The following is a 25,883-nucleotide window of genomic DNA, read 5'->3' on the forward strand; positions in this document are numbered from 1 at the left end:
CCTGGTCGCGGCGCGCTGCCAGGCCTGACCGCCCGGACTTTTGCCCCGGTTACTGGAATCCGCCCTAAATATTTGATATAGAGCAGATTCACGTGATCAATCTGAAGCACGAGGTGACTCAGATTGATCACGATCTGCTCGAGTGTCCCGAGGAAAGAGCGCCCATGGTCGCCATCGTGTTTGTCTGCACCGGCAACATTTGCCGCTCGCCCACCGCCGAGGCGGTGTTCCGACACAAGGTCCATGCCGCCGGCCTGGATGGGGCCGTGCGCATTGACTCCGCGGGCACAACCGCGTTCCACGTCGGCGAGCCGCCCGACCCGCGCGCGGCCGACGCGGCGCAGCGACGCGGCTACAGCCTTGACGGGCAGCTCGCGCGCCGCGTCCATCCAGACGATTTCGACCGCTTCGACCTTCTGGTGGCCATGGATCGCGGCCACCACAAGGCCTTGCTGCGGATGGCCCCGGACGACGACGCCCGCGCCCGCGTGGTCATGATGAGCGACTTTTCCCGGCGGCCGAACGCCCTCGCCGATGTCCCCGACCCCTACTACGGCGGCGGCGATGGATTCGAGCGGGTGCTGGACATGCTGGAGGACGCGGCCGAGGGGTTGCTCGACCACGTCCGCGCCCGCCCGGACGTGGCCTGACCGGCCGCGCTGGTCGCCGTTCCTCCCCCGTCCCCGCGTGGAGAGACGCCATGCGCGAGCCCGCCCGCACGCTGATCGAACAGGCCACCGGCACCCGGGTCACCGCCAGCCGCCCCCTGTCGGGCGGCTGCATCGGCGAGGTTTATCGCATCTCCGCCGCCGACGGCCGCGACCTGGTGGCCAAGGTGGGCGGCCCCGGCAGCGGCCTGGCGCTGGAGGGCCGCATGTTGCGCCATCTGGAGGCCCACGGCGCGCCGGTGCCATCGGTGCTGCACGCCGACGACCACCTGCTGCTGATGACCTGGGTCGACTCCGGGGACGGACTCGGCCCCAAGGTGCAGGACCACGCGGCCCATGTGATCGCCGCCCTGCACGACAATGCCGGCCCGGCGTTCGGCTTCGAGTACGACACGGTGATCGGCGGCTTGCACCAGCCGAATCCGACCACGGATCGGTGGATCCCGTTCTTCCGCGACCACCGCCTGCTGTACATGGCCGGCGAGGCCGCGCGGGCCGGCCGCCTGCCGCCCGCCTACCTCCGCCGGCTGGAGGCGCTGGCCGCCCAACTGGACGCGTTTCTGGACGAACCGGACCAGCCGAGCCTGCTGCACGGCGACCTGTGGACCGGCAACGTGTTGGCCCACCATGGGCGCCTGTCCGGGCTGATCGACCCGGCCATCTATTGGGGCCACCCCGAGATCGAGTTGGCCTTCAGCACCCTGTTCGGCACCTTCAACGACGTGTTCTTCAACCGCTATCACGAGCTGAGGCCGATCCAGCCGGGCTTTTTCGAAACGCGGCTTGACCTCTACAACCTGTATCCGCTGCTCGTGCACGTGCGGCTGTTCGGCGCCGGCTATCTGGGCGGTGTTGACCGCACCTTGCGCCGCATGGGATTTTGACTGCGACCGGTCCCACCGGGTCTGGTGTGGGCGCGGGATCAGGCCGGCTGCGGCCGTCCGTGGTCGGTTATCGCGACCGATGGCCTAAAGCCATATTTTCTTTGGTTTCTCTGGCCCCGATGTGTATGATTTTTTGCGGTCGGTTACGGTTGACCCGACCTTGGGGAAATTCGTGGAGGCACGTCTCACCATGCTGAAAAACGCCTTTTTTGCCACCGCCGCCTTGGGCGCTGCGTTCGTTCTCGCTCAGGCGCCGGCCACCGCCGGTCCGGCGGCCCTCGACATGATCCAGGACGACACGTCCGCCATGACCATGGTCCAGTGGTATCCGTCGGGTACATCGGGCGAGCCGCGTCCGATCCCGCCGGTTACCGTGCACGGCACCGGCGCCGATGAAGACGCCGCGTGCGCCGGCGCCATGGCCTACGCGCCGCAGGCTTGTCGCTTCGATCGCATCTACACCAAGTCGGACTGCAATTGCCACGACTCGGGCGAAGTGACCGCCTGTTCCGTGACGGTCTGGTGCCGCCGCCAGTAAGCATCGCCTGTTTCGCCGTCCTGGCGAAGAGGACCGGCGAAGGGGATATGACGAAGCAATCCGGGGCCTCACGGTTCAGTGAGTGCCCCGGGTTGCTTTGCCCTTTTTATGGGGGAACCGCGCGCCGGTCGCCCCGACTGCCGAGTCGGTTCCGTCCGGGCCTGTTTCCAGAGCCCGGCCTTGGCTCTGCCGCCCGGTGCCGTGGGTGATCCAAAATACCGGCCGACCGAAGTGGGGCCTCGTTATACCGGGCGACGATCGGAATGATACCGTCCGACGAATGAACTGACTTCATTCGTCGGACGGCCGGCGCGACTGCGCCGGCGCGGCGAAGCCGCGGAGCCGCGCGCCCCGAAGGGGCGCTGCGGCGAAAAAACAAAGACTCGGTATCACCGGCGCGCCGATGATGCTGAGGCTTTGATTTTGTCGCCTCCCTGGCCGCCCAGGGGCCGGCGCCGACCCCGCCCAAGGGACCGTCCCCCCCCCGCCCGCCAAAAGGCGCTCGCCGAACGGCTGATGCAGGCGGTGGGATTCGTTTCGGGCGCGGCCGCCTGGACGAAGGCCTGCATCCCTTCTGCGGCGGCGTGCCCGACGACGTGCGCATCACCACGCGCTACGACGAGTCCGACGCCGCCGGCGCCATCATGGCCGTGCTGCACGAGACCGGCCACGCGCTCTACGAAAAGGGCCTGCCGCCAGCGTGGCGCGACCAGCCGGTGGGCCGCGCGCTGGGCTCATCCGTCACCGCCGCCGAGATGCTGGAGCGCGCCACCGGCAAGCCGCTCGACGCCGGCGTGTTCAAGGCCCACCTGCGGCGCCGGTATGTGGAGGGGGTGGGGTGATCTCTTCTTCCTCTCGCTCGCACGAACGTTCACAATGGGCGTCAAACCCCTACAGGAGTCCGACATGCCCACCAGGGACTCTATCCGACCGATTGATGCCATGGGTGAGGTCGCGGCGAACCTTGCCCGAACCGTCGCATCCACCTGCACGCCCCTCGTTCTCACCGAGAACGGAGAACCGGCGGTCGTGATCCAGGATGTTGCCAGCTATCGGGAAACGCAGGAGGCCTTGGCCCTGACCCAGCTTGTCGCGGTGATCGATCGGGAGATCGAAGCGGGCGAGACGGAGCCCCTGGATACGGCCTTCGCGGACATCCGTCGGCGGATAGCGAGTTCTTGATGCGTTGGTGATGCGTGTGCGCCTGACCCTCTCCGCCAAAGCCGATATCCTGGCGATTGGGCGATACATCAGGTCCCAGGATGGCGCGGCGCGTGCCCACTCCATAGTCGATGATCTGGAACGACTGTGCGTGTCTATCTCGGAATTCCCGCAACGGGGGAATGTCGTGCGCGTGCTGGCTGATATCGGGCGCCCGGAGTTTCGCGAACTGCACGACAAGCCGTACCGCATCATCTATCGGCTGACCGGCGATGTGGTCACGGCCTACTGCGTCTTGGTTGGGCGGCGGGACATCGCCACGGTACTGGCGCGGCGCCTTCCCCCGGAGCGGTGACCAATGGGGCCATCTGGTTGTACGCTTCTCGGCTGCCCTGAGGACGGCATGTTCAAGGCCGACCTGCGGCGCCGGTATGTGGAGCGGGTGGGATGACGACGCCGTGAGGAACTCTTCGTCGCGGTCACCAAACGTCTCGGCGCGGGAGGCCGGACCGGGGCATGACTCCGGGGTGGTTGATGCCGACCGTCTCGGGACGAACCGCTTGCGGATTCTCTCCTGCGTCGCGCCGGTGGGGCCGGGCGCGCAGGGGTTCGCCCCCGAACCGGGCGATGACATTTTCGCCGCCTATCGCGCCTATGCGAAACAGATCGCCGAACGCTGGCGGGCCGACCCTGATCTCGATCCCCTTTCACGCATCCTCATCGCCGCCCTGGACCTCCTCGCTGGACACATCGACGCGGCCAACGAAATCCTGGATGAACTTCCCACAGCGCCCATAAAACTGGACCACGGCGCCGGGTATTGTTTGGTCGCGCCGTTCGTGGTGCTGGCCGCCGTCCTGCCGTGGCCGGATGCCCTGAAGAACACCGCGACGTGGATCCGCGGATCCGAGACCGAGCAGGCCTTACGGGACTGGCTCGAAGCTCATCGGAACCGGTTGGCCTGGGACGACGAGGCCGGGACCTATCGCCTGATCGGTGCCTGACGTGATATATCGCTCACGCCGCGTGAGGGCGCACCACCGCCGCGATGCGATCGCCGGCGTCCGCTTCGGTGACCGCCAGATCGTAGGCGGTCTGGAGGTTGAGCCAGAACCGCGCCGAGGTGCCGAAGTAACACGCCAAACGCAAGGCCGTGTCCGCCGTCACCGCGCGTTTGCCGTTGACGACATCCGCCATGCGGCTTTGAGGAACGTCGATGGCGCGGGCCATCGCGGCCACCGAAACGCCAAGGGTCTCCAGTTCATCGGCCAGGATCTCCCCGGGATGGATCGCCGGCAGGCGGATCTTTTCAATGGTAATCGACGATTTCGACGTCATGGGCCTCACCTTCCTCGAACCGGAAACAGATCCGCCATTGCTCATTGATGCGGATGCTGTATTGGCCTTGCCGGTCCCCGCGAAGCGCCTCGAAACGATTCGACGGCAATCGCATTAAATCCTCAAGGCTGCTTGCTTCGTTGAGAATGTTCATCCGTCGCTGCGCTTGCCGTTCGAAGGCGCGAAACTCCCTCACGGACTGGCCGGATAGGAACCGCGCGGTGCGCTTGTCGGCGGCGGATTTGATCATGCCTAAAGGGTATCCAGGATTCGGTATCCGTCAAGCAGATTATTAGGGTGATACCGCCGGCGTGTCTGCCGCCGTTGAACCCCCGCCGCCGCGTCGCTACCTTCGGGCCAACGCATACGGCCCCGCACGGCCCCCGCACGGCCCCCCGCACGCAAGGACACCCGCGCGATGAAGTTCACCGGCACCAAGACCTATGTCGCCACCGAGGACCTGGCGGTGGCCGTTAACGCCGCCGTCACCCTGCAACGCCCGCTTCTGGTCAAGGGCGAGCCCGGCACCGGCAAGACCGTGCTGGCCCAGGAAGTGGCCGACTCCCTCGGCCTGCCGCTCATCCCGTGGCACATCAAGTCCACCACCAAGGCCCAGCACGGCCTGTATGAATACGACGCGGTCTCGCGCCTGCGCGACTCCCAGCTCGGCGACGAGCGGGTGCACGACATCCGCAACTACATCAAGCGCGGCCGCATGTGGGATGCCTTCACGCACGAGGGCGGCGCGGTGCTGTTGATCGACGAGATCGACAAGGCGGACATTGAGTTCCCCAACGACCTGCTGCTGGAACTCGACCGCATGGAGTTCCACGTGCACGAGACCGGCGAGACCGTGCGCGCGGTGACCCGGCCCGTGGTGATCATCACGTCGAACAACGAAAAAGAACTGCCGGACGCCTTCCTGCGCCGCTGCTTCTTCCACTACATCAAGTTCCCCGACCCCGAGACGATGCAGGAGATCATCGCCGTCCACTTCCCGGACATCAAAGCCAACCTGGTGCGCGATGCGCTGGCCATGTTCTACAACGTGCGCGAGGTGCCCGGGCTGAAGAAAAAGCCCTCGACCAGCGAACTGCTGGACTGGATCAAGCTGCTGATGGCCGATGACATCTCGCCCGAGGCCTTGCGCTCCGGCGACGTCAAGCAGGTCCTGCCGCCGCTGCATGGCGCGCTGTTGAAGAACGAACAGGACGTGCACATGCTGCAGCGCTTGGCGTTCGTGGCCAAGCGGGAACGGCGGTAGGGTGCGCGGGCAAAACCCTCTTGACTCCGGGGGCGGCGCGCGTAGAGTGTCGCGCTTCCGAGGCGGCGCCAACGCGGTGCCGCCCGGACCGGTTTTGCCCTCACTTTCCTTCCTGTCCGTGCGAGAGACACCATGTTCGCTGTGATCAAGACTGGCGGCAAGCAGTACAAGGTCGCCAAGGATGATGTGATCAACGTCGAGAAACTGGAGGCCGACGAGGGCACCAGCGTGACCTTTGACGACGTGTTGATGGTCGGCGACAGGGTCGGGACGCCCACCGTGGCCGGGGCGAGCGTGTCCGCCACCGTGGAACGCACGTTCAGGGACAAGAAGGTGATCGTGTTCAAGAAGCAGCGGCGCCAAAACCATCGTCGCAAGAAGGGGCACCGTCAGACCCTGACCCGGGTGCGGATCACCGACATCACCGGGTAGAGATTTTTCCAGTGTTGGCCTTGGCCGGCCCGGCGCGGCAAGCAAGTAACGGAGAGCATCATGGCTCACAAGAAGGCAGGCGGGTCGTCCCGCAACGGCCGTGACTCAGAAGGACGCCGCCTTGGCGTCAAGAAGTTCGGCGGCGAGGTCGTGCTCGCCGGCAACATCATCGTGCGCCAGCGCGGCACCAAGTGGCACCCGGGCGACAACGTGGGCATCGGCAAGGATCACACCCTGTTCGCGCTGACCGACGGTCACGTGGCGTTCCGCAAGGGCTTCAAGCGGCGCACCTTCGTCTGTGTCGAGCCGGCCCAGGCGCCGACCGCCGAGGCGGCGGAGTAGGACGCCCGTCACCCGCGGACATCATCCAAAATCGAGAGGGGGAATGGTCCGGCCGTTCCCCCTCTTTTGTGTGCCAGGCATGGCACGAACCTTGGAGGTGAAAGTCCTCTGTGGGCCTTGGTGATGGGAACCACGAGCCGAAGGCAACTGCGTCGTCGCGAGGCGGGGTGGGGAGGAAGCCGGAGGCGAAACCTGGAGCCGACGAACAGAAACCGGATACGAGGCCGGCGCGGTGGGGCAACCCCGCAATGGACCGGGACGCCCGAGGATCACCCGGACACGCGCGCAGGTTAACCCGGCGGCGACCAGGGGAAAGGGTCGTGTCTTACCCTGGGAGGTCTCCCGCTCTCTCCGGGCGATCCGGAGCAGGGGGTCAGCGATGGCCCCCGACGGGGCGGGAGAAATCAGCAGAGGCCATAGTCGTCCGGTCCGCCGGACGAAGGGCTGAATTCGGACGTCAAGGAACAGGACGGTCCCTTTCGATGGACAGGTGGCAGCAGCCAGACCGACCACGACAACTGGACCTCTTCGACGAGGCCCGGCTGGCGGCACGTATCGCCCGCACCCGGTCAAGGGGGTGGATATCCCCAAGCCGGGGGGAGGCACGCGCCGGCCCGTGCATTCATCCAGACAAAAAATGGGCCAAGCATCACTTACCGCCCTGTCCAAATTTCCCGACCAGCTCTCCGGAAAACGGAGGTGTCCTGCACGCAGAGTGAGTCAGGTCCACGTTAAGGACCGGTCGCGGACGACAGGCGCCCGGCCAGACCGCGCCGGGCGCGGCGCACGATGAACCGCACCCCCTCGGCAACGGCCAGGGTAACGACGGCCGACGCGACAATGACGGCCCCCGACGTCAGGTCGAAGGCATAGGCCAGCGCCAGACCGGCCAGGCAGAACGCCAGCGCCCAGAGGACGGCGGTCACCATCAGCATCGCCAGGGAGCGCGCCGTCATCTCCGCCAGATAGGCCGGGATCGTCAGCAGGGCGATGACGAGAATCAGGCCGATGGCCGGCACGGCGGTCATCACGGCGAGAGCGACGGACGCCACCAGCAGGACATGCACGGCCGCCACGGGGAGTCCGCGCGCGCGGGCGAATTCGCGGTCGACCGACACCGCCAGGAGCGGTCGATAGAATACGACAACGATCCCCACCAGCACACCGACACTGACCGCCATCGTCCGCAAGACATCGCTGCCGACCGCCAGGATCGACCCGAACAGATAGCTCATCAGATCAACGTTGTAGCCGGGCGTCAGATCCAGCAGCAGAACCCCGAACGCCATGCCGCCGGCCCACAACAGGCCGACGGCGACATCCATGCGCTCGCGTTCCCGCAGGGTCACCAGCGCGGCCAGCACCGCGGCACCCATCGCGAACAGGGTGGCCGTGATCATCACCGGCCAGCCGGCGAAAAACGCCAGCCCGACGCCGCCGTATCCGGCGTGGGCGACGCCGCCGGCGAGAAAGGTCATGCGGTTGACCACCACCAGCGACCCAACGACCCCACAGGCGATGCTGATCAGAACGACGGACAGGAGCGCCTTCTGCATGAAGGGATAGGCCAGGGCCTCAAGCATGGGCGCGCTCCCCCCTCACCGGCAGAACGCGGGCCATGTCATGGACGAAGGTTCCCATCGGACAGTCGGGCCGATGGACCCCATAGACCAGGGTCAGCATCGGCTCGGTCAGAATGGGGTCCGGATTGTAGAGGACCTGACGGTTGACGCAGGCCACCGCCGTTGCCTGTGGTACGGCCGTCGCCAGATCGTGCGAGATGAGGATCACCGTGCGGTCGGCCGCCAGTCGCTCCAGGAGTTCGACGATGCAGGACCTCCCGGCCGGGTCGATGCTGGCGGTCGGTTCGTCCAGCACCAGGATGTCAGGTGCCGCGACAAGGGCGCGCGCGATCAGCACCCGCTGCCGCTGGCCGCCGGACAGGGCGCCGATCGGCCGATCGGCGAAGGCCGCCATCTCGACCGAAGCCAGCGCCGTTCGCACCGCCTCGCGGGTGTTCCGCCGGCGCCCAAATCCGATCCACGAGCCGGGTCCCTCGCCGCCGTCCAGACCCAGGGCCACCAGGTCTCCGGCCGTAATGGGAAACGCGGGGGAAATGGTGGCCGCCTGCGGGACATAGCCGATGCGTCGCGCGCTCCGGGCCGGATCATCCCCGAACACCCGAACCCGGCCCGTCGTCGGCCGCAGCAGCCCGGTGATCAGCTTGGCCAGGGTCGTCTTGCCGCCGCCGTTGGGGCCGAGCACGGCGACGAACGCGCCCTCGGCCACTGCGAACGAGGCATCCTCGACAGCCCAGGTGCCGTCATATCGGAAGCTGACGTCCTCGAAGGCGATCACCGATGGCATTTCGCGCGGTCTCCCGGGATCAGCGCAGGGTTTCGGCGAAGGCGGCGCCGATCGACCGCGTGTTCTCCGGCCAGTCATAGGCCAGCGGATCCAGCGGGCGAACCTTGCCCCCCAAATCCTCGGCGATGGCCTGGGCCGAGCGCTGCGAGAACTGGGACTGGACAAAGATCACCTTGATATCATGCGCCCGCGCGGCGTCGATGATCTTGTGCATGTCCTGCGGGCTGGGCTCATTGCCGCCCATTTCGATGGCCATCTGGTGAAGACCATAGGCATCGGCGAAATAGCCCCAGGCGGGGTGATAGACCATGAACGTCCGCTCCGGGACGGACGCCAGGTCCTTCGCCACGTCGGCGTCGACCGCATTGATGGTGGCGACGGTGGTCGCGTAGTTGCGGCGGAACTCCTCCGCCAAGCCGGGGCGCTGGTCACGCAGCGCCTCGAACACGGTCGACGCCATGGTCCGCATCAGGAGAGGAGACACCCAGACATGGGGATCGGGCGCGCCCGCCGAATGGTCGTGACCGTCGTGCCCGGCGGCCTCGTCATGGTGTTCGTCATGGTGTTCTTCATCCGCATGAGCGTCATGCTCGTGTTCGTGCTCTTGCTCTTCGTGCGAACCGTAGCCGCCGTCCATGGTCCTCCGCTTGACCCGTTCGGCCATGTCGATCACCCGCATGTCCGGGGCCGCATCGTGGATGCGTGGCATCCACGCGTTTTCGAACGGCACACCGATGGTGAAATAGACCTCGGACTCGCTCACGGCCCGCATCTGGCTCGGTTTCGGCTCGTACGTTGCCGGCGAGGCACCAGGCTCGACCATCACGGTCGTGGTCACGTGGTCACCGCCGATGGAGTCCACCAGCCACTGCTGTGGGATGATCGAGACCATCACCGGAATCGGCCCTGCCTTCGGGCTGTCGGTGTGTCCAGTATCATCCGCGAACGCGGGGGACATGAGGCCCAGGGCAAGGATCGCGGGGAGGAGACCGCGGTGGACGGAGCGGAACGTCATGGCGAATGGTTCCTTGTTGCCTGAACGGCGCACGCCGACGAGTGTGGCCACTGTGTGCCGTGTGGAGTCCGATGTGGCCAAATGCGTAGCGTATAATATACGATACGGGTTTCTGCGTTCAATGGCAGGCGGAGGATGGATCGCATGAAGAATCGGCGCCTGGCCCCGAACCACGTCGTTGTGTTCGACGCCCTGAAGAAGGCCGGCCGGCCCGTGACAGCCTATGAGTTGATCGACTTGTTGCGACCCGTGGGTATCTCCGCGCCGCCAACCGTCTACCGGGCCTTGAACCGGCTGATTGCCGACGGCCTGGCCCACAAGCTCGAAAGCACGAGTGCCTACGTGGCCTGCGCCCATGCCCATTCGAACGACAGCGTACCGGTGTTCGAAATCTGCGACTCATGTGGCGGCGCCCATGAGTTCGCCGACGCTGACATCGGCGACCATCTTTTCCGCCGCGCCTCCGAACACGGTTTCACCGTCAGTCGAATGGCGATCGAGATCCATGGCACCTGCGCGCGGTGCCGCTAAAACATCAGGCCGGTTGAATCGTGGGCACCTCGAACAACCGGCCGTTTGGCCGGACCGCCGGCCGGTTGGCGCCTTCGTCCGCTGTGGGTGTTTCACTCTCCCGCGCCACGCGCGCGCACACCCCCTCCACCGCCTGCACGCCGGTCTGGAGGAGTTCCTGGTGTCTTGCGAAGGCTAAAGGGGTCCGAATGCGACGTGCCTCCACGGTGTCCCATACCCCTCGCGGCGCGTCATCCATCACCCTTGATCTATGGGATGCATAGAAACAGTCGAATTGATGAACTCCATCGGCGCGGCTAGGGTGGCCCAAGAATCGGCGCCCACCCACCGACAGGAGCCCTTCAATGTCAGCGAAGAAATACGATGCCGGAGTCAAAGAGTACCGCGAGACATACTGGACTCCGGACTATGTTCCGCTCGACACCGACCTGCTTGCCTGCTTCAAGATCACCCCGCAGGCGGGTGTTCCCCGCGAAGAGGCCGCCGCCGCCGTGGCCGCCGAATCCTCCACCGGCACCTGGAGCACCGTGTGGTCGGAACTTCTGACCGACATGGAGTACTACAAGGGCCGCGCCTACGCGATTGAGGACGTGCCCGGCGACCAGGAGAGCTTCTACGCCTTCGTCGCCTACCCCATCGACCTGTTCGAGGAAGGCTCCGTCGTCAACGTGCTGACCTCGCTGGTCGGCAACGTGTTCGGCTTCAAGGCGGTCAAGCACCTGCGCCTGGAGGACATTCGCTTCCCGCTGGCCTACGTCAAGACCTGCATGGGGCCGCCCAGCGGCATCCAGGTGGAGCGCGACAAACTGAACAAATACGGCCGTCCACTTCTGGGCTGCACCATCAAGCCCAAGCTGGGTCTGTCGGCCAAGAACTACGGCCGCGCGGTCTATGAGTGCCTGCGCGGCGGCCTGGACTTCACCAAGGATGACGAGAACGTCAACAGCCAGCCGTTCATGCGCTGGGAGAACCGCTTCGAATTCGTCGCCGAGGCCGTGCGCAAGGCCCAGGAGGAGACGGGCGAGCGCAAGGGTCACTACCTGAACGTCACCGCCCCCGACTGCGAGCAGATGATCCAGCGCGCCGAGTTCGCCAAGGAACTGGGCCAGCCGATCATCATGCACGACTTTTTGACCGCCGGCTTCTCCGCCAACACGTCGCTGGCCAAGTGGTGCCGCCGCAACGGCATGTTGCTGCACATCCACCGCGCCATGCACGCCGTGATCGACCGCCATCCCAAGCACGGTATCCACTTCCGCGTGCTGGCCAAGTGTCTGCGCCTGTCCGGCGGCGACCACCTGCACACCGGCACCGTGGTCGGCAAGCTGGAGGGCGATCGCGCCTCCACCCTTGGCTATGTGGACCTGCTGCGCGAGTCCTTCATTCCCGAGGATCGCCGGCGCGGCATCTTCTTCGATCAGGATTGGGGCTCGATGCCGGGCGTCTTCGCCGTCGCCTCGGGTGGCATCCATGTCTGGCACATGCCGTCCCTGCTGACGATCTTCGGCGACGACTCCGTCTTCCAGTTCGGCGGCGGCACACAGGGGCACCCGTGGGGCAACGCCGCCGGCGCCGCCGCCAACCGCGTGGCGCTGGAGGCCTGCGTCAAGGCCCGCAACCAGGGCCGCGACCTGGAGCGCGAAAGCCGCGAGATCCTGACCGAGGCGGCCCGTCACAGCCCCGAGTTGGGCATGGCCATGGAGACCTGGAAGGAAATCAAGTTCGAGTTCGAGACCGTGGACAAGCTGGACGCCGCCTGAGGCGGATGCCGCCTCCGCCCCGGTTCGATCCCATGCCCCATTCGTGACGGAGCCCGAAACCATGACCATGCACGCCCCTTCGGCCATGAAGGACTACGAGACGCAAGCGTCTCTTGAGACCTTTGCCTTCCTGCCGCCGCTGACCCGCGAGGAGATCGTCGAGCAGGCCGCCTACATCATCGCCCAGGGCTGGACCCCGGCCGTTGAGCACGAGGAGCCCGCCCGTGCGTCGGGCCACTACTGGCCGATGTGGAAACTGCCGTTCTTCGGCGAGACCGACGTCAACGCCGTGCTGGCGGAGTGCGAGGCCTGCCGGCAGGCCTATCCGGGCCACCACGTCCGCCTGGTCGGCTACGACAACTACACCCAGTGCCAGGGCGCGGCGTTCGTCGTGTTCCGGGGGCGCGGCTGGTAGCTCCGGCCACCCCATTCGTCTCGACCGTCGCCCCGTCTCCTGAGCAGCCCGAGAGAGCCGACCATGGCCAGCCCCGAGCAAAATGGCCGCGCCGCCGCGCGCGCGCGGCGCGAGGCCCAGATCCAGGGCAAGTCCGCCTTGCGCGCCGGCGACACCGTCGCCGCGCCGTCGCGGTCCCCGTCGACTCCGTCCCAGCTCGCGCCGGCTCCATCACGGCCGGCTCCAGTACGGGACGACGGCGGCGCGCGGATGGCATCCAAGGCGCGGCGAGAGGCCTTGGCCGGCGCCGGCAAGGCCGCGATCGCCCGCCCGGAACGCACCCGGTCGGACGCGCCGGCTCAGGGACCGGGGGTCGCGCCCGCGCCCAAGCCGGCGCCCAAGCCGGCGCCCGACCTGTCGGCCGCCGCGCACGATGCGCCTGAACAGGCGCCGGCGCCGGCCTCTGCCCCTGCCTCTCCCCCTGCCCGGGCAGGCTCCGCGACGCGCGCGGCGAGCCCGGCCAAGGCGCCCAGCCTCAGCCCGGGGCGGATGCTGGCTCAGGCGCGGCGCCGCGCCATCAGCAGCGCGGGCAAGAAGGGCACCGAGACCCATCGCGGCGGGGGCGCCTGTGCCCAGGTCGCGCGCCAGCTCAATCCCGACATCAGTGGACGCGATCTGTCAAAGGCCGTGCGCGAGGACCGCGCCCGCAACGGCCGCTCCGGCGCCGCCAAGAGCCCGCCGACCGGCCGCCGCCGCCCGAACCCTGCCGCCTCCGACGCCACGTCCGGAACCCAGGTCGGTCCCGGCGGGCGCGAGACCGGCTCAGAAACCGGTCTGTGCCGCGACATCACCGGCACGCGCTATATGTCGGGCGAGGTGTTTGATCGGTTCTGTCAGGGCGAGCCCCCGCGCGCGCCGCGCAAGGTGGGAGACATGCGCACCCTGCGGGGTGGCGCCGTGACCGGCACCAGCACCAGCGTGACCGGAACCGCGTCCGTGACCGGGGCCGAGGCCGGCCGCTGCCGCGCCGTCACCGGCGACGAATACCTGGGCGGTGAGCACTTCGCCGCCGTCTGCGAGACCGCGCCGGCTCCTCAACCCATCGTGACCGGCCTGACCCGCACCGAACGCGGTCAGACCGTGAGCGGCCCACGCATGACCAACGGCGCCCGGGTGACCGGCACCGAGGCCGGCGCCGCGCGCGCCCTGACCGGCACGCCCTATGGCGGCGGCGACTCAGCCGCGATCGCCGACAGGCCGGCGCGTCCGGCCGGATCCGGCAGAGACATCACCGGCCTGCAACCCGGCCCGACCCAGGTGACCGGGGCGGCCAAGGGGGCGTGCGAGACCGTCACCGGCACGCCGTACGTGGGGGCCGCCCAGACCGCCGCGGCCTGTGCGACACCGCCGCCACCATCCTCCATTCTCCCTGCCGCCGCGCCTCGGTCCGGCGTGACCGGGACGCGCGGGGAAAGCAGCCGTATTTCCGGCACCTTCAGCCGGGGCGCGGGCAAGGTCACCGGCACCGAGGATCGGAGCAGCGAACCCACCCGCGCGCGTGCCGCCGGGCCGACGCCGGCCATGGCCATGGCCTTCCGCAAGCCGGTCGAGGCCGTGTCCGCCCCCGTGTCCGCCCCCGTGTCCGCCCCCGTGTCCGCCCCCGTGTCCGCCCCCGTCTCCATCGAATTCGCCGCGCCGCCAGCGCCTCAAGCGCCGCCCGCCGCGACCGGTACGGACTCTCCGGCGCCCGCCGCCGGGCCGACCGAACCCACCCGCTCGCGAATCACCGGTGAGGGACTGGACGGCGGCACCCGCATCACCGGCGACGACTGGAACCGGGGTGACCGGGTGACCGGCACCGAGGGCCACTCGTCCAGCGGTCGCAACCCGAGCTGGCGCGGCACGGCGATGCCGACACCGACACCGACGCCCGCCACGCCCGATCCCGCGCCGCGCCAGACTCCGCGTGCGTCCGAGTTCCTGGTCACCGGCAGCAGCGGTAACACCGAACGGGGGGCCCGCGTGACGGTCTCCGGCGGCGCGCGCGGATAAGGAAGGCGTGTGTGACATGACCCCGCGCACAGGCAGACAACAGCGCTCGTTGCTCTGGGCCTCGCCCGGGCCGCCCCTGGCCCGGCCGCCGTCAAGGCCGGCGGCGTCCGCGCTGGCGCCTGCGCCGGCCACCGCCGCCAGCCGGCATCCGCTGACCAACGACGCGGAAAACGCCCGCCTGTTCGCCTATGACAAAACGGTCAAGGACGCCTTTGACCGCATCGAGCCGACGATCCGAAAGGCGGGCGCCGCGCGCGGCCGGCTGGATTTCACGACGGTCGCCCGGGACATCGCCCGAACCGAACTCGGCATCGAATGGCCGGCCCCGTTGCTGGACCGGGCCCGGGTGAACGGGCTGGACGTCCGTGGCCTGTACGCCTGGACGGTGTTCGAGACCGCGCGGATCGTCGCCGACCGCTTTTTCGCCGAGGACCCCCTGAACGGCCGCGCCGATCCGGCGTTCACGGCGTTCCTGCACGACTGCGGCTTTCACACCGTGGACATCTCGCCCTGCGCCGACGGGCGGCTGGCCCACGTCATCAGTCAGGTGTTGCGCCTGCCGCACGGCGGCGTGCGCCGCCGGTCGCACGCGGGCGCCCTGTTCGATATCGAGGACAGCGTGCGGAAGTGGGTCGAGGTGGAAATGCACCGCTACCGCGAGGGCCTGCCGACCCCGGCCCACCGGCCGACGCGCTACCTCAAGGTCGTGGTCTACCACACCAGCGAGTCCGACCCGGCGGGCCAGGGCTGCGCCGCGCACAAGGGCGACACGGCCGCCGCCGCCGCCGCGGGGCTGGCACGGCTGCGCGACTTCCGCCAAGCCATCGAGGCCGGCTTCTGCTGCGGCGCCTCCATCGACCTGCTGCTGATCGGCGTGGACACGGACAGCGACGCCATCCGCCTGCACATCCCCGACCGCGCCGGCGCCATCGACCCGGACCGGGCGCTGGACGCCCGCGACCTTTTTGCCGACACCCGCCAGGCGGGATCGGTTCATGGCGATGCCCAGTCCGCCGCCGAGCAATGGATCCGCGCCCGCCTGACCGCCCAGGGCGCGACACTGCCCGAGGACGGCATGGTGCGCTTCTGCGCCCGCCTGCTGGTCGGCAACCTGTCGCAGATCGACCTCGTCGCCGCCCACCACGGTGGACGCTACGCCGACATCGGCCACGCCGAGCGCTTCATGGGCCTGGGCATCGGCTTCGAGGAGATTCAACTGCGCAACCTGACCTACTTCGCCTATCTGCACACCGTCGAGGAGGGCGCCGGCTGCGTCGACGTCGGCGTGAAGGTGCTGGGCGGCCTGAACGGGCCGCGCGGCCTGCCGGTGCCGGCGGTGATCCGCTTCGACTACCACGGCACGGTGCCCGGCGCGCGTGACCGCGCCATCGCCCGCGCGCGGCGGGTCGAGGCGGCGGTGCACGCGCGATTCCCGGATTTGATCGCCGCCGGCCGCCTGCACACCGCTCGCATGGTGCGCGACTGCGCCGCCCCGGGCGCCCGCATCGAGGTGGACGGCGGCACGGTTCACGACCTCATCGGCGCGGGGATGGCGGCATGAAGATCTATCAGGTCGAGAAGCCCTTGGTCGCCACCCACCGCATCAGCGGCCTGGAGCACCGTCACCTGCAGGTCGTGCGCGATGGCCGCTCCCGCGCCGTGGCTGTGGATGCCGTGGGCTGCACCCCGGGCGACTGGGTGATCTGCGTCGGCAGCTCGGCGGCCCGCGACGCCGCCGGCAGCAAGGAGTTCCCGAGCGACCTGACGATCGTCGGCATCATCGACCACTGGCAGCCGGAGGAAACCGCCTGATGGACATCATGCGTGTGACCGGCGCCCTGGTCTGTACCCGCCGCGTACCCGGGCTGGGGACCACCGACCTGCGGCTGTTGCGCGACGGGGCCGGCGGCCTGGCGGTGGCGACCGACACCGTCGGGGCCAGCCCGGGATCGTGGGTGTTCACCGTATCCGGGTCGGCGGCGCGCTACGCCGTCGGCGACCCGAAACTGCAGACCGACCTCGCCGTCGGCGGGATCATCGACGACTGGACCGATGACGACGCCCCCTGAAGAAGGACCAAGGACAATGGCTCAGGATACCTATGGAATCGCCCTCGGCATGATCGAGACCCGGGGCCTCGTGCCGGCCATCGAGGCGGCCGACGCCATGACCAAGGCCGCCGAGGTGCGCCTCGTCAGCCGCGATTTCGTCGGCGGCGGCTATGTCACCGTCATGGTGCGCGGCGAGACCGGCGCCGTGAACGCCGCCGTGCGCGCCGGCGCCGACGCCTGCGAGCGCGTCGGCGACGGCTTGGTGGCGGCGCACATCATCGCCCGTCCGCACCGCGAGGTGGAGCCGGTGCTGTCCGGCAATACCGCCGGCGCGAAGTGATCCAAACCCCCTCTCACGGAGAAGAAGCCATGGCTCAGGATACCTATGGAATCGCCCTCGGCATGATCGAGACCCGGGGCCTCGTGCCGGCCATCGAGGCGGCCGACGCCATGACCAAGGCCGCCGAGGTGCGCCTCGTCAGCCGCGATTTCGTCGGCGGCGGCTATGTCACCGTCATGGTGCGCGGCGAGACCGGCGCCGTGAACGCCGCCGTGCGCGCCGGCGCCGACGCCTGCGAGCGGGTCGGCGACGGCCTGGTGGCGGCGCACATCATCGCCCGTCCGCACCGCGAGGTGGAGCCGGTACTGTCCAGCGGCGCGCCGACGTCGGCCGCCGCCGCTTGATCCGGGCTTTCGTCCCGCTCCCCGGCATGGAAGGATGCGCCATGACCGACACCACAGACACGCCGCCCGGCTGGGGGGAACAGCGCCGCCCCCCCGGCCTGTTCCGCCGCTTCGACTTCGACGCCTACGGCCAGACCCGGGCCTTCCTGGACCGGGCCGCCGCGCTGTCGGAGTCGGCGGGGCTCCACCCGGACCTCAGCTTCGGCCGCACCTACGTCAATGTCACCGTGCGTCCGCGGCAGGACGGCACGGCCGTCTGCGCGGCGGAACGCGATCTTGCCGCCCAACTGTCGGGGCTGGCGGCCGAACAGCGTGACCAGGACACGGCATCATGACCGAGGCCGACAAGGACACCGACGCGAACGCGCCGGAGACCAAGCCAGCGGACTCGTCGCAACGCTCGGGCGGCGGCGCGACGCGGCGGGCGCGGCGCGCGTCACCCAAGCCAAGCCCGGACCCGGCCGAAGGCTCCGACCGCCGCGGCCGGGCGGATGCCGATCCGCTCGGCCCCATGCCCGCACGCCGCCCCCCGGTCTGGCCGGACTGAGGCCGGAACACGGCGTTGAGACATCCCTCGTCGGGAGGTGACCATGCTCAGCAACCTGATGATCCCCGCCGTGCTGTTTTTCGGCCTCGGGGTCCTGGCCCGGCTCGTCAAGTCGGACCTGAAATTCCCGCCGGATCTGGCCAAGGCGCTGTCGATCTACCTGCTGATGGCCATCGGCCTGCACGGCGGCGTGGAACTGGCAAAGGCGGATCTGGGCGCGGCGATCAACGCCATCATCTGGGCGCTGATCCTGGGCTTCGCCATGCCGGTTCTCGGCTACTGGCTGCTGATCGTCACCCGGCGCGTCAGTCCACTGGACGCCGCCGCCATCGCCGCGCACTACGGCTCGGTCAGCGCCGGCACCTTCCTGACCGCCATCGCCTTTCTGGACACGCAGGGCGTCGTCTACGAGACCTATCCGCTGATCATGCTGGCGGTGATGGAATCACCGGCGATCATTGTCGGCCTGCTGCTGGCGGCGCAGGCGCGCCAGAAGGTCAAGCTCCAGGCCGGCGGTAACGGCGCGGCGGCGATGGCCAACGGAAACGGCCATGGCAACGGCCATGGCAACGGAGAGGACAAAATCCGCCTGGGCGCCCTGCTGCACGAGGCGTTCACCAACGGCAGCGTTGTGATCCTGGTGGGATCAATGGCCATCGGCGCCATGTCGCTGCCCGGCTCCATGGACAAGCTCAAGCCCTTCATCGACGAGATTTTCATGGGCGCCCTGTGCCTGTTCCTGTTCGAGATGGGCATGGAGGCCGCGCGCCGCCTGGGCGACTTCAAGCGGGTCGGCGCCCTTCTGGCCGGGTATGGCGTCGTCATGCCGTTGATCGGCGGCACCATCGGGGTTCTGATCGGCCATTACGCGCTGGGCTTCGGCGTCGGCGGCACCACGCTGGTGGCCGTGCTGGCCGCCAGCGCCTCCTACATCGCCGTGCCGCCGGCCATGCGGCTGGCGGTTCCGGAGGCCAATCCCTCTCTGTATCTTACGCTGTCGCTCGGAATCACGTTTCCCTTCAACGTGGTCCTTGGCATTCCTCTGTATCATTGGATGGCCAGTGCGCTGGCGGGAACCGGACCATGAGCGACGCGGCGCGGACACACGGACGGAGAGAGGAAATGGTCGATCTCTATCCCGAAAAACTCATCAGCATCATCACCACCAGCGCGCTGGAAGAGCGCCTCGTGCGCATCTTCCGCGAACGCGGCACCAGCGGCTACACCATCGTCCCGGCGCGGGGCGCGGGCTCGCGCGGTGAACAAAGCGGCCTGGACTTCGACGCCAACATCCTGGTCAAGGTGATCCTGCCGGCCGACCGCCTGGACCCGGTACTGGACGACCTGAAGCGCCTGCTCGGCAGGGGCCACCACCTGACGGTGTTCGTCAGCGACGTCGCCGTCATCACGCCGGAAAAGTTCACCCGGCCGTTCGATCTTTAGGAGCGTAGGCCGCCGGAGGACATCGCCATGGTCGAGAACCGGGAGTTCACCGTACCGGCGCGGTCGACGACCCGTCTCGCCCGCTATGCCACCCTGCGGCAGTTGCAGATCTTCTCGGCCATCGTGCGCCTGGGCAGCTTCACCAAGGCCAGCGAGGCCCTGTTCGTCACCCAGCCCACGGTGTCGATGCAGATGAAGAAGCTGTCGACCGCCGTGGGCGTGCCGCTGTTCGAACAGGTGGGCCGCACCGTGCGGCCGACCGAGGCCGGACTGCGGCTGGAGGCAGCCACCAAAACGGTGTTCGAGGCGCTCGGCGAGGTCGAGGACTGGGTGGCGGAGTACCAGGGCCTGCGGCGCGGCAAGGTGCGGCTGGCCGTCATCACCACGGCCAAGTATTTCGCCCCGGAGCTCCTGGGCGCATTCAGCCGCGAATACCCCGATATCGACCTGTCGCTGAAGGTCTCCAACCGCGACCGGGTGATCGAACGCATCCGCGCCCAGGAGGACGACCTGTATATCTTCGGCCAGCCGGATCTGGATGACCTGGACGTCGCCATCCATCCCTTCGCGCCCAATCCGCTGGTCGTGGTGGCGGCGCGCGATCACCCCCTTGCCGGGCGGCGCGGCCTGTCGCTGGCCGAGGTCGCGCGGGAACCCTTCATCCTACGCGAGCCGGGTTCCGGCACGCGCCACGCGATGGTGCGGGCGTTTTCCGAGGCAGGCGTGACGCCCACGGTGCGCATGGAGCTGGGCAGCAACGAGGCCATCAAGCACGCCGCCATCGCCGGACTTGGGCTGGCCGTCCTGTCCCTGCACTCGCTGTCGGTGGAGGGCGCGCGGGGACCATTGGCCGTGCTTGATGTCGAGGGCTTTCCCATCCATCGCCGATGGTGGGTGGTTCATGCGCGCGGTCGCGAGCTATCGCCGGCGGCGGCGGCCCTGCTGGCGTTCACGCGCCATTACGAGCCGGTGCTGTCCGCCCAGGTCACCGACCTGTTGGCCGAGTTCGGCATGGCTTCGGCGCCGCCCGACGCGGGGGCGGCCTGACATGGATCGCGCCCCCCTGCTCGCCCTGTTGGATCGGCACGCCACGCGGTTCATGGAAGAGGCGGCCATGACCGCCCGCACGCGCCGCTTCGTGGCCGAAACGCCGGGCTGTTTCGAGCGGGCCACCCGTCATGGCCACCTGACCGGCTCGGCCTGGGTGGTGAGTCCGGCCCGGGACCGGGTGCTGATGATCCTGCACCGCAAGCTGGGCCTGTGGCTGCAGCCGGGCGGACACGCCGACGGCGAGCCCGACCTGTTGCGCGTGGCCGTGCGGGAAACCGCCGAGGAAACGGGCCTGCCCCTGGACGCGGTCACGCCGTTGTCGTCGGAGATCTTCGACGTGGACGTGCATTCCATTCCGGCGACGGCGACGGACCCGCGCCACATGCACTACGACGTCCGCTTTCTGCTGGAGGTCGACGACCGGCTCGACCTGCCCGGCAATCCGGACGAGACGCACGCCGTCGCCTGGGTGCCGCTGCCCGAGGTGCCCAGCTTCTCCACCCTGCTGTCGGTGCACCGCATGGCCCGCAAGACACTGGCGCTGCGGCGCGGCCGGAGGGTGGCGGCATGATCACCCTGCGGACCCATGTGTTCATCGATTCCCTGCAGCCCCAGCTTGCCACCTATCTCGGCACCGTGGCGCAGGGGTTCCCACCGGTTCCGGGCGACGCCTGCCTATGGATGGAGGTCGAGCCCGGCATGGCCGTGCACCGGCTGACCGACATCGCCCTGAAGGCCACGCGGGTCCATCTGGGGCAGTTGGTGGTGGAACGCGCCTTCGGCTCCATGGTCATCCACCACCGCGACCAGTCCGACGTGCTGGCCGCCGGCGATGCCGTGCTGGCCCGCCTGGGCCTGGATGTCGGCGCACGCCGGCCCTGCCGCGTGGCGTGGACCGAGACCATCCGCGCCATCGCCCCCGATCATGCCGTGCTCATCAACCGCCAGGACCGCAGGGGCTCGATGATCCTGCCGGGGCAGAGCCTGTTCATCCTGGAGACGGAGCCGGCCGGCTACGTCATGTACGCCGCCAACGAGGCGGAGAAGGCGGCCAACGTGACCCTGGTGGACGTGCGCGCGGTCGGCGCCTTCGGCCGCCTGACCCTGGCCGGCCGCGAAGCGGACATCGACGCCGCCGCTGAAGCGACGGGCAAGGCGGTGGCGGCGATGTCGTGAATTCATTAGATTCATTAAGGTGCGCAGCGACTCAGACAAGGGGTTCAGGGAGGCGGTCGAGGTTACCCAGGATGGCATCGGTGGGCTTGGTCCAGACAAACGGCATGGGTTCGGCGTTGTGCTCACGAGGATCCCTCCGGGCCAATGATCATGAGACAGGTCCTCCCCGGAAGTTTAGACTTGAGGGCCTAGGAGAGCGATCTCATGGTGATGCCCGACAAGGCTGCAAGCCCGCCCGCCGCCACCGATCCGGAGATGTCTGATCGGCCGAAACGGCGAACCTTCACCGCCCAGGACAAGCTCCGCATCCAGGAGGAAGCGGCCACATGGCCGCGCGCCGCCACGAGGGCCTGATGGGCGCTCCGTCCGGGCCGGAACCCGAACGACGACTCCGAAAAAGCCCGGATCGAACAGCGGCATCAGCACCTGATACCAGCCGACCGAAGTCATGACTCGTCGCCATTCGCCGGGCGCAGTGCCGACGCGGGAGATCCCTCGGCTCGCTTCGCTCGCTCGGGATGACGATTTTCTTTAAAAAACAAACACATACGTCATCCCGAAGCGTCCGTTAGGACGCGAGGGATCTCCCAAGGTGGCGTGCCGACGGTCCGGAAAACGTGTCACGATTTCCGTCGCCCGGTATGATGCAGCGCCTGCTGGACCAGCCGGTCCACCACCGTCGGGATGCCAAGGAGGCGCATCCCGCCGCCGTTCGGCTTCGGGTTCTCCACCTTGCGCACCGCCTTCGGCTGGGTGCGGCCGGCCAACAGGACGTCCTTGAGGGCTGGCCAGTGGACCTTCAGGTGCTCTCCCAGGTCCGCGACGGTCATGCCATCCACGCCCGCCGCGCCCGTGTTGGAGACCACCCGACGGTAGGCCGCCCACATGTTCTCCCGGCTGACAACCGCGTCCATCAGCCCGGATTCCGCGTCCGGTCGGGAGCCCCCCGGGCACCCAAGTCGCCCGGACCGCCACCACAGCGGACCGGACAGCGCCAGTCACGGCGCTACGCGCCATGCTTGGCGCACCGAAAAAAACCCCGGAAACCGAACGGCTTCCGGGGCAAGTGGAACAGGGAGGTTTCACGTCTGGGAGACGTCGGGAACCTGTCCAGGACAGGACCCGCACCGGATGAAACATCCGATGACCCGTGGCGTCCACACCGACAGACCAACCCCATCGGGCTGGCGCGGCCGCGTGAGACGCAAACCCTTGGCGAACGACGCCACACCCGTGAAAATATGAAGCCGGAGCGGCCAAGACCACATCTTTTTGCGGGTAATGGGTATGCGGCGGAAGCATGGCTCCGGGCGCGTGGTGGGCGGGGCGGCCGGCCGGTCGCCCGCCCACGCCCCATCAGTGCGAGGCCTCGGCGATGCCCTCCGGCTGGCCAACAATGACGGTGGTCAGCGCCTCCGGGGTCAGCAGGCGCGCCGCGACGCGCCGGGCGTCCTCCAGGGTCACGGCCTCGATATGGTCGTTGCGCCGGTCCAGATAGGACGGCGGCAGGTCCTCGTCCTGCATGGCCACCAACATGCGGGCGATGGCCTGCGTCGAGGTGAAACGCATTGGCCACGCCCCCGTCAGATAGGTCTTGGCGTCGGCCAGATCCTCGGCCGTCGGCCCCTCCTCGGCCATGCGGCGCCATTCGGCCTTGACCAGGTCCAGGGACTCGCCGACCCGGGCGTTGGCCGTGGCCACCCCGCCGATCCACAGCGCCGCGTGGTCCATCGGCACCAGATAGCTGTAGACCGAATAGGCCAGCCCGCGCTTCTCCCGCACCTCCTCCATCAGGCGCGAGGAAAAACCGCCGCCGCCGAGGATGTAGTTGACCACGTAGGCCGCGTACCAGTCCGGGTCCGAACGGGCGATGCCGCCATGGCCGAACATGGCCACGCTCTGCGGCAGCGGCCGGTCAATCACCAGCGTACGCCCGTCGGCGCGGGGATCAACCTGCGATACGGCGGGCAGATCGGACGTGGCCGGCAGCGCGCCGAACACATCGTCCACCAGCCGGGCCAGCCGCTCCGGCGTGATATCGCCGGTCGCGCCGATCAGAAGCCGGTCGCGCACCAGATGGCGGCGGGCGAACGCCTCCAGGTCGTCCCGGGTGATGGCGGCGATGCTCTCCGGCGTCCCTTCCACAGGGCGGCTGTAGGGGTGATCGGGAAACAGCGCCGCGTACCAGGCCCGCCGCGCGATGTCGTTCGGGTCGGTCTCGTCATAGCGCAGCCCGGCCAGCACCTGGCCCCGGATGCGTTCGACCGCGTCCGGATCGAACCGGGGTTCGGTCAGCGCCAGCCGCAGCAAGGCCACGGCCTCGTCGAGGTGCTCCGTCAGCGTGCGAAGGGTGCCGTGAAGCGAATCCCGGCCGGCGTCGAAGTCCAGCTCGATGGCCAGATCAGCCAGCCGCCGCTGGAACGCCCGCGAGTCCAGGTCGCCCGCTCCCTCGTCCAACAGGCCCGACACCATATGGGCCAGTCCAGCCCGGCCGTCGGGATCGAGCGCCGCGCCGCCCTTGAAGGCGAACTCCAGGGTCACCAGCGGGTTGGTGTGGTCCTCGACCAGCCACGCCTGAAGGCCGCCGGGGCTGTCGACGATCTCGACGTCGATGGCGCGCGCGACCGGCGCGGTCATCATGACCCCCACCAGCACCAGGGCCGAGAGGACGCTACGGACCGGGATGAACATCGAACGCACCTTTAACTGGAGGTCGCGGGAAGCAACACGCCCGTCGCGCTGCTGGTGTTTTCGGTGAACACGGCCCGGGCGGCGGCCATGACGTCGTCCGGCGTTACGGCGGCGATGTCCTCGGGCCAGCGCTCGACCTGCTCCAGGGTGGCGCCGGTGGCCAGGGCGCTGCCGATGATGCGGGCGACGCCGAACACGTTGTCGCGCGTGAAGACGACCGACGCCCGTAGGCGGCGCTTGGCGCTCTCGACCTCCTCGGCCGTGACGCCGTCGGCCAACAGGCGCGCGATTTCGCCGTCGATGGCGTCGCCGACCTGGGCGGCTGTATGCCCCTCCGCCGGCGAGCCGTAGACGGAGAACGTGCCGAAGTCCACGGCGCGGCCCCGATAATGCGCCCCGGCGGACACGGCCACGCCGTCCTCGACCACCAGGCGCTCGTAAAGCCGGCTGACCGGTCCGCCGCCCAGGATTTCCCCCAGCACCTGCAAGGCCGGGTACAGGTCCATCTCGCCAACGTTACGGCTGGGCGCGATGCTGCGCCGCCACCAGGTCGCCTGGGCAACCTGCGGGTGGTGCATGGTCACGGTCACGTCGGCCGGGGGCGGCAGGTCCAGCACGCGCTCCCGCGCCGGCGTCTCGGGCGCCGCCGGCACCCGGCCATAGGTGCGCTCGGCGATCGGGCGCAGCTCGTCCACCGTCACGGCGCCGGCCACCACCACGATGGCGTTGTTGGGCGCATAGAACCGGTCGTAGAAGTCCAGCGCGTCCTGACGGGTCAAGGCCGCCAGTTCGTGCGCCCAGCCGATGATCGGGTTCTTGTAGGGGTGGACCACCCACAACGCCTGATCCAGGCGCTCGCCCAGCAGGGCCGAGGGCTCGTTCTCGGTGCGGCTGAGGCGTTCCTCGATGACGACGGCACGCTCGGTCAGGACATCGTCCTCGGCCAGCCGCAGGTTGGCCATGCGGTCGGCCTCCATCTCCATGACCAGCTCCAGCCGGTCGCGGGCGATGTTCTGGTAGTAGCCCGTGTAGTCGCTGCTGGTGAAGGCGTTGTCGCGGCCGCCGTTGCGGGCGATGATCTTGGAGAACGCGCCCGGCGGGATCGACTCCGTGCCCTTGAACATCAGGTGTTCCAGCAGGTGAGCGATGCCCGACTTGCCGGGGGGCTCGTCGGCGGCGCCGACCTTGTACCAAACCATATGAGTCACGACGGGCACGCGGTGGTTCTCGACCACCACCACCTGAAGGCCGTTGTCGAGGGTGAAGCTCTCGGCGTCGAAGGTCCCGGCGCGGGCCGGGGACAGCAGCACCAGCAGGGTGAGCACCATCAGCGCCGTGACGGCCAGCCCCAGGCGGGCGCGGGCCTCGACGGCGCGAGACGCGGCGATGGCGCGGGATCGGGACGGGGAACGAGGAGGACGAGGCATCGACGGACCTGTTCGCGGACGGGTGAGGGGGTGAAGGCTATATGGGATGACCGGGCGGTGGGCTCAAC

General features: G+C 68.5%; 35 protein-coding genes. 27 read left to right on the forward strand and 8 right to left on the reverse strand.

Features of this window, described 5'->3' with window-relative positions:
- The first annotated feature begins 164 nt into the window (after positions 1-164).
- The 7 genes from Q0309_RS00905 (at position 165) to Q0309_RS00935 (ending at position 4,255) form a co-directional block, all read left to right on the forward strand.
- The gene (locus tag Q0309_RS00905) at positions 165-650 is read left to right on the forward strand and encodes a low molecular weight protein-tyrosine-phosphatase (RefSeq protein ID WP_299436345.1); all 486 of its coding nucleotides are present in this window, start codon (positions 165-167) and stop codon (positions 648-650) included.
- Positions 651-700: 50 nt separating this feature from the next.
- A complete protein-coding gene (locus Q0309_RS00910) occupies positions 701-1,552 on the forward strand; it encodes a fructosamine kinase family protein (RefSeq protein WP_299436348.1) in 852 nt (283 codons plus the stop codon).
- A 190-nt stretch (positions 1,553-1,742) separates the two neighbouring features.
- A complete protein-coding gene (locus tag Q0309_RS00915) occupies positions 1,743-2,090 on the forward strand; it encodes a hypothetical protein (protein WP_299436351.1) in 348 nt (115 codons plus the stop codon).
- A gap of 584 nt (positions 2,091-2,674) precedes the next feature.
- Positions 2,675-2,932, forward strand: coding sequence for a hypothetical protein (locus tag Q0309_RS00920; RefSeq protein WP_366940537.1), 258 nt, complete (start codon positions 2,675-2,677; stop codon positions 2,930-2,932).
- Between the two features lie 64 nt (positions 2,933-2,996).
- Positions 2,997-3,272 carry a type II toxin-antitoxin system prevent-host-death family antitoxin gene (locus tag Q0309_RS00925; RefSeq protein ID WP_299436354.1) on the forward strand — a complete coding sequence of 92 codons (276 nt, stop codon included), beginning with the start codon at positions 2,997-2,999 and terminating at the stop codon, positions 3,270-3,272.
- Between the two features lie 10 nt (positions 3,273-3,282).
- Positions 3,283-3,606 carry a type II toxin-antitoxin system RelE/ParE family toxin gene (locus Q0309_RS00930; RefSeq protein WP_299436357.1) on the forward strand — a complete coding sequence of 108 codons (324 nt, stop codon included), beginning with the start codon at positions 3,283-3,285 and terminating at the stop codon, positions 3,604-3,606.
- Positions 3,607-3,811: 205 nt separating this feature from the next.
- Positions 3,812-4,255, forward strand: a complete 444-nt coding sequence (locus tag Q0309_RS00935; RefSeq protein ID WP_299436360.1) for a hypothetical protein — start codon at positions 3,812-3,814, stop codon at positions 4,253-4,255.
- A 13-nt stretch (positions 4,256-4,268) separates the two neighbouring features.
- Here Q0309_RS00935 and Q0309_RS00940 read toward each other — a convergent pair whose 3' ends face one another.
- Both Q0309_RS00940 and Q0309_RS00945 read right to left on the reverse strand, forming a co-directional pair.
- A complete protein-coding gene (locus Q0309_RS00940) occupies positions 4,269-4,589 on the reverse strand; it encodes a HigA family addiction module antitoxin (RefSeq protein WP_299436363.1) in 321 nt (106 codons plus the stop codon).
- Positions 4,561-4,839: a type II toxin-antitoxin system RelE/ParE family toxin gene (locus Q0309_RS00945; protein ID WP_299436366.1), complete on the reverse strand. Its 279-nt coding sequence runs from the start codon at positions 4,837-4,839 to the stop codon at positions 4,561-4,563. The genes Q0309_RS00940 and Q0309_RS00945 overlap by 29 nt, the downstream gene beginning before the upstream one ends.
- 168 nt (positions 4,840-5,007) lie before the next feature.
- Between Q0309_RS00945 and Q0309_RS00950 the strand changes: the two genes are divergently transcribed.
- From Q0309_RS00950 to rpmA, 3 genes are all read left to right on the forward strand, one after another.
- Entirely contained in the window at positions 5,008-5,853 is an 846-nt protein-coding gene (locus Q0309_RS00950; RefSeq protein WP_299436369.1) for a MoxR family ATPase, read from the forward strand.
- 132 nt (positions 5,854-5,985) lie between these two features.
- A complete protein-coding gene (gene rplU, locus Q0309_RS00955; protein ID WP_299436372.1) occupies positions 5,986-6,285 on the forward strand; it encodes a 50S ribosomal protein L21 in 300 nt (99 codons plus the stop codon).
- A gap of 60 nt (positions 6,286-6,345) precedes the next feature.
- Complete coding sequence (gene rpmA / locus Q0309_RS00960; RefSeq protein ID WP_299436376.1) at positions 6,346-6,627, forward strand: 50S ribosomal protein L27; 282 nt, start codon at positions 6,346-6,348, stop codon at positions 6,625-6,627.
- Between the two features lie 731 nt (positions 6,628-7,358).
- On the opposite strand, the gene Q0309_RS00965 is transcribed toward rpmA, so the two are convergent.
- Genes Q0309_RS00965 through Q0309_RS00975 form a run of 3 tightly spaced genes read right to left on the reverse strand, consistent with a single transcriptional unit; the run spans position 7,359 to position 10,009 of the window.
- Entirely contained in the window at positions 7,359-8,210 is an 852-nt protein-coding gene (locus Q0309_RS00965; RefSeq protein WP_299436379.1) for a metal ABC transporter permease, read from the reverse strand.
- The gene (locus tag Q0309_RS00970) at positions 8,203-8,994 is read right to left on the reverse strand and encodes an ABC transporter ATP-binding protein (protein WP_299436382.1); all 792 of its coding nucleotides are present in this window, start codon (positions 8,992-8,994) and stop codon (positions 8,203-8,205) included. The genes Q0309_RS00965 and Q0309_RS00970 overlap by 8 nt, the downstream gene beginning before the upstream one ends.
- Before the next feature lie 19 nt (positions 8,995-9,013).
- Positions 9,014-10,009: a zinc ABC transporter substrate-binding protein gene (locus tag Q0309_RS00975; protein ID WP_299436385.1), complete on the reverse strand. Its 996-nt coding sequence runs from the start codon at positions 10,007-10,009 to the stop codon at positions 9,014-9,016.
- Between the two features lie 144 nt (positions 10,010-10,153).
- On the opposite strand from Q0309_RS00975, the gene Q0309_RS00980 reads away from it, so the two are divergent.
- The 17 genes from Q0309_RS00980 (at position 10,154) to Q0309_RS01060 (ending at position 22,051) form a co-directional block, all read left to right on the forward strand.
- Positions 10,154-10,540: a transcriptional repressor gene (locus Q0309_RS00980; RefSeq protein WP_299436388.1), complete on the forward strand. Its 387-nt coding sequence runs from the start codon at positions 10,154-10,156 to the stop codon at positions 10,538-10,540.
- A 344-nt stretch (positions 10,541-10,884) separates the two neighbouring features.
- Entirely contained in the window at positions 10,885-12,300 is a 1,416-nt protein-coding gene (locus Q0309_RS00985) for a form I ribulose bisphosphate carboxylase large subunit (RefSeq protein WP_299436391.1), read from the forward strand.
- 67 nt (positions 12,301-12,367) lie between these two features.
- Positions 12,368-12,715, forward strand: coding sequence for a ribulose bisphosphate carboxylase small subunit (locus Q0309_RS00990; RefSeq protein WP_366940539.1), 348 nt, complete (start codon positions 12,368-12,370; stop codon positions 12,713-12,715).
- A gap of 63 nt (positions 12,716-12,778) precedes the next feature.
- Positions 12,779-14,746 carry a CsoS2 family carboxysome shell protein gene (locus tag Q0309_RS00995; RefSeq protein ID WP_299436397.1) on the forward strand — a complete coding sequence of 656 codons (1,968 nt, stop codon included), beginning with the start codon at positions 12,779-12,781 and terminating at the stop codon, positions 14,744-14,746.
- A 16-nt stretch (positions 14,747-14,762) separates the two neighbouring features.
- Positions 14,763-16,307: a carboxysome shell carbonic anhydrase gene (locus Q0309_RS01000; protein WP_299436400.1), complete on the forward strand. Its 1,545-nt coding sequence runs from the start codon at positions 14,763-14,765 to the stop codon at positions 16,305-16,307.
- Positions 16,304-16,558 carry a carboxysome peptide A gene (locus Q0309_RS01005; protein ID WP_299436403.1) on the forward strand — a complete coding sequence of 85 codons (255 nt, stop codon included), beginning with the start codon at positions 16,304-16,306 and terminating at the stop codon, positions 16,556-16,558. Before Q0309_RS01000 ends, Q0309_RS01005 begins: the two co-directional genes overlap by 4 nt.
- Positions 16,558-16,815: a carboxysome peptide B gene (locus Q0309_RS01010; protein WP_299436405.1), complete on the forward strand. Its 258-nt coding sequence runs from the start codon at positions 16,558-16,560 to the stop codon at positions 16,813-16,815. Before Q0309_RS01005 ends, Q0309_RS01010 begins: the two co-directional genes overlap by 1 nt.
- A gap of 16 nt (positions 16,816-16,831) precedes the next feature.
- A complete protein-coding gene (locus tag Q0309_RS01015) occupies positions 16,832-17,137 on the forward strand; it encodes a BMC domain-containing protein (protein ID WP_299436408.1) in 306 nt (101 codons plus the stop codon).
- A gap of 29 nt (positions 17,138-17,166) precedes the next feature.
- Positions 17,167-17,481 carry a BMC domain-containing protein gene (locus tag Q0309_RS01020; RefSeq protein ID WP_299436411.1) on the forward strand — a complete coding sequence of 105 codons (315 nt, stop codon included), beginning with the start codon at positions 17,167-17,169 and terminating at the stop codon, positions 17,479-17,481.
- 41 nt (positions 17,482-17,522) lie between these two features.
- Positions 17,523-17,816, forward strand: a complete 294-nt coding sequence (locus tag Q0309_RS01025) for a 4a-hydroxytetrahydrobiopterin dehydratase (RefSeq protein ID WP_299436414.1) — start codon at positions 17,523-17,525, stop codon at positions 17,814-17,816.
- Positions 17,813-18,028 carry a hypothetical protein gene (locus tag Q0309_RS01030; RefSeq protein WP_299436417.1) on the forward strand — a complete coding sequence of 72 codons (216 nt, stop codon included), beginning with the start codon at positions 17,813-17,815 and terminating at the stop codon, positions 18,026-18,028. Before Q0309_RS01025 ends, Q0309_RS01030 begins: the two co-directional genes overlap by 4 nt.
- Before the next feature lie 43 nt (positions 18,029-18,071).
- The gene (locus Q0309_RS01035; RefSeq protein WP_299436420.1) at positions 18,072-19,115 is read left to right on the forward strand and encodes a sodium-dependent bicarbonate transport family permease; all 1,044 of its coding nucleotides are present in this window, start codon (positions 18,072-18,074) and stop codon (positions 19,113-19,115) included.
- A gap of 35 nt (positions 19,116-19,150) precedes the next feature.
- A complete protein-coding gene (locus tag Q0309_RS01040) occupies positions 19,151-19,471 on the forward strand; it encodes a hypothetical protein (RefSeq protein ID WP_299436423.1) in 321 nt (106 codons plus the stop codon).
- 27 nt (positions 19,472-19,498) lie between these two features.
- Positions 19,499-20,518: a LysR family transcriptional regulator gene (locus Q0309_RS01045; RefSeq protein WP_299436426.1), complete on the forward strand. Its 1,020-nt coding sequence runs from the start codon at positions 19,499-19,501 to the stop codon at positions 20,516-20,518.
- A gap of 1 nt (position 20,519) precedes the next feature.
- A complete protein-coding gene (locus Q0309_RS01050) occupies positions 20,520-21,092 on the forward strand; it encodes an NUDIX hydrolase (protein WP_299436429.1) in 573 nt (190 codons plus the stop codon).
- Positions 21,089-21,697, forward strand: coding sequence for a hypothetical protein (locus tag Q0309_RS01055; RefSeq protein WP_299436432.1), 609 nt, complete (start codon positions 21,089-21,091; stop codon positions 21,695-21,697). The genes Q0309_RS01050 and Q0309_RS01055 overlap by 4 nt, the downstream gene beginning before the upstream one ends.
- Before the next feature lie 204 nt (positions 21,698-21,901).
- The gene (locus tag Q0309_RS01060; protein ID WP_299436435.1) at positions 21,902-22,051 is read left to right on the forward strand and encodes a hypothetical protein; all 150 of its coding nucleotides are present in this window, start codon (positions 21,902-21,904) and stop codon (positions 22,049-22,051) included.
- A 266-nt stretch (positions 22,052-22,317) separates the two neighbouring features.
- Here the strand turns inward: Q0309_RS01060 and Q0309_RS01065 are convergent, their stop codons facing one another.
- The 3 genes from Q0309_RS01065 to Q0309_RS01075 form a co-directional block, all read right to left on the reverse strand.
- Entirely contained in the window at positions 22,318-22,611 is a 294-nt protein-coding gene (locus tag Q0309_RS01065) for a hypothetical protein (protein WP_299436438.1), read from the reverse strand.
- A 442-nt stretch (positions 22,612-23,053) separates the two neighbouring features.
- On the reverse strand, positions 23,054-24,388 hold the full coding sequence (locus Q0309_RS01070) for a pitrilysin family protein (protein WP_299436441.1): 1,335 nt from the start codon (positions 24,386-24,388) through the stop codon (positions 23,054-23,056).
- Positions 24,389-24,399: 11 nt separating this feature from the next.
- On the reverse strand, positions 24,400-25,815 hold the full coding sequence (locus Q0309_RS01075) for a pitrilysin family protein (protein WP_299436444.1): 1,416 nt from the start codon (positions 25,813-25,815) through the stop codon (positions 24,400-24,402).
- Positions 25,816-25,883 lie beyond the last annotated feature (68 nt).

The sequence above is a fragment of the uncultured Rhodospira sp. genome, assembly GCF_937138205.1.
Taxonomy (GTDB): domain Bacteria; phylum Pseudomonadota; class Alphaproteobacteria; order Rhodospirillales; family Rhodospirillaceae; genus Rhodospira.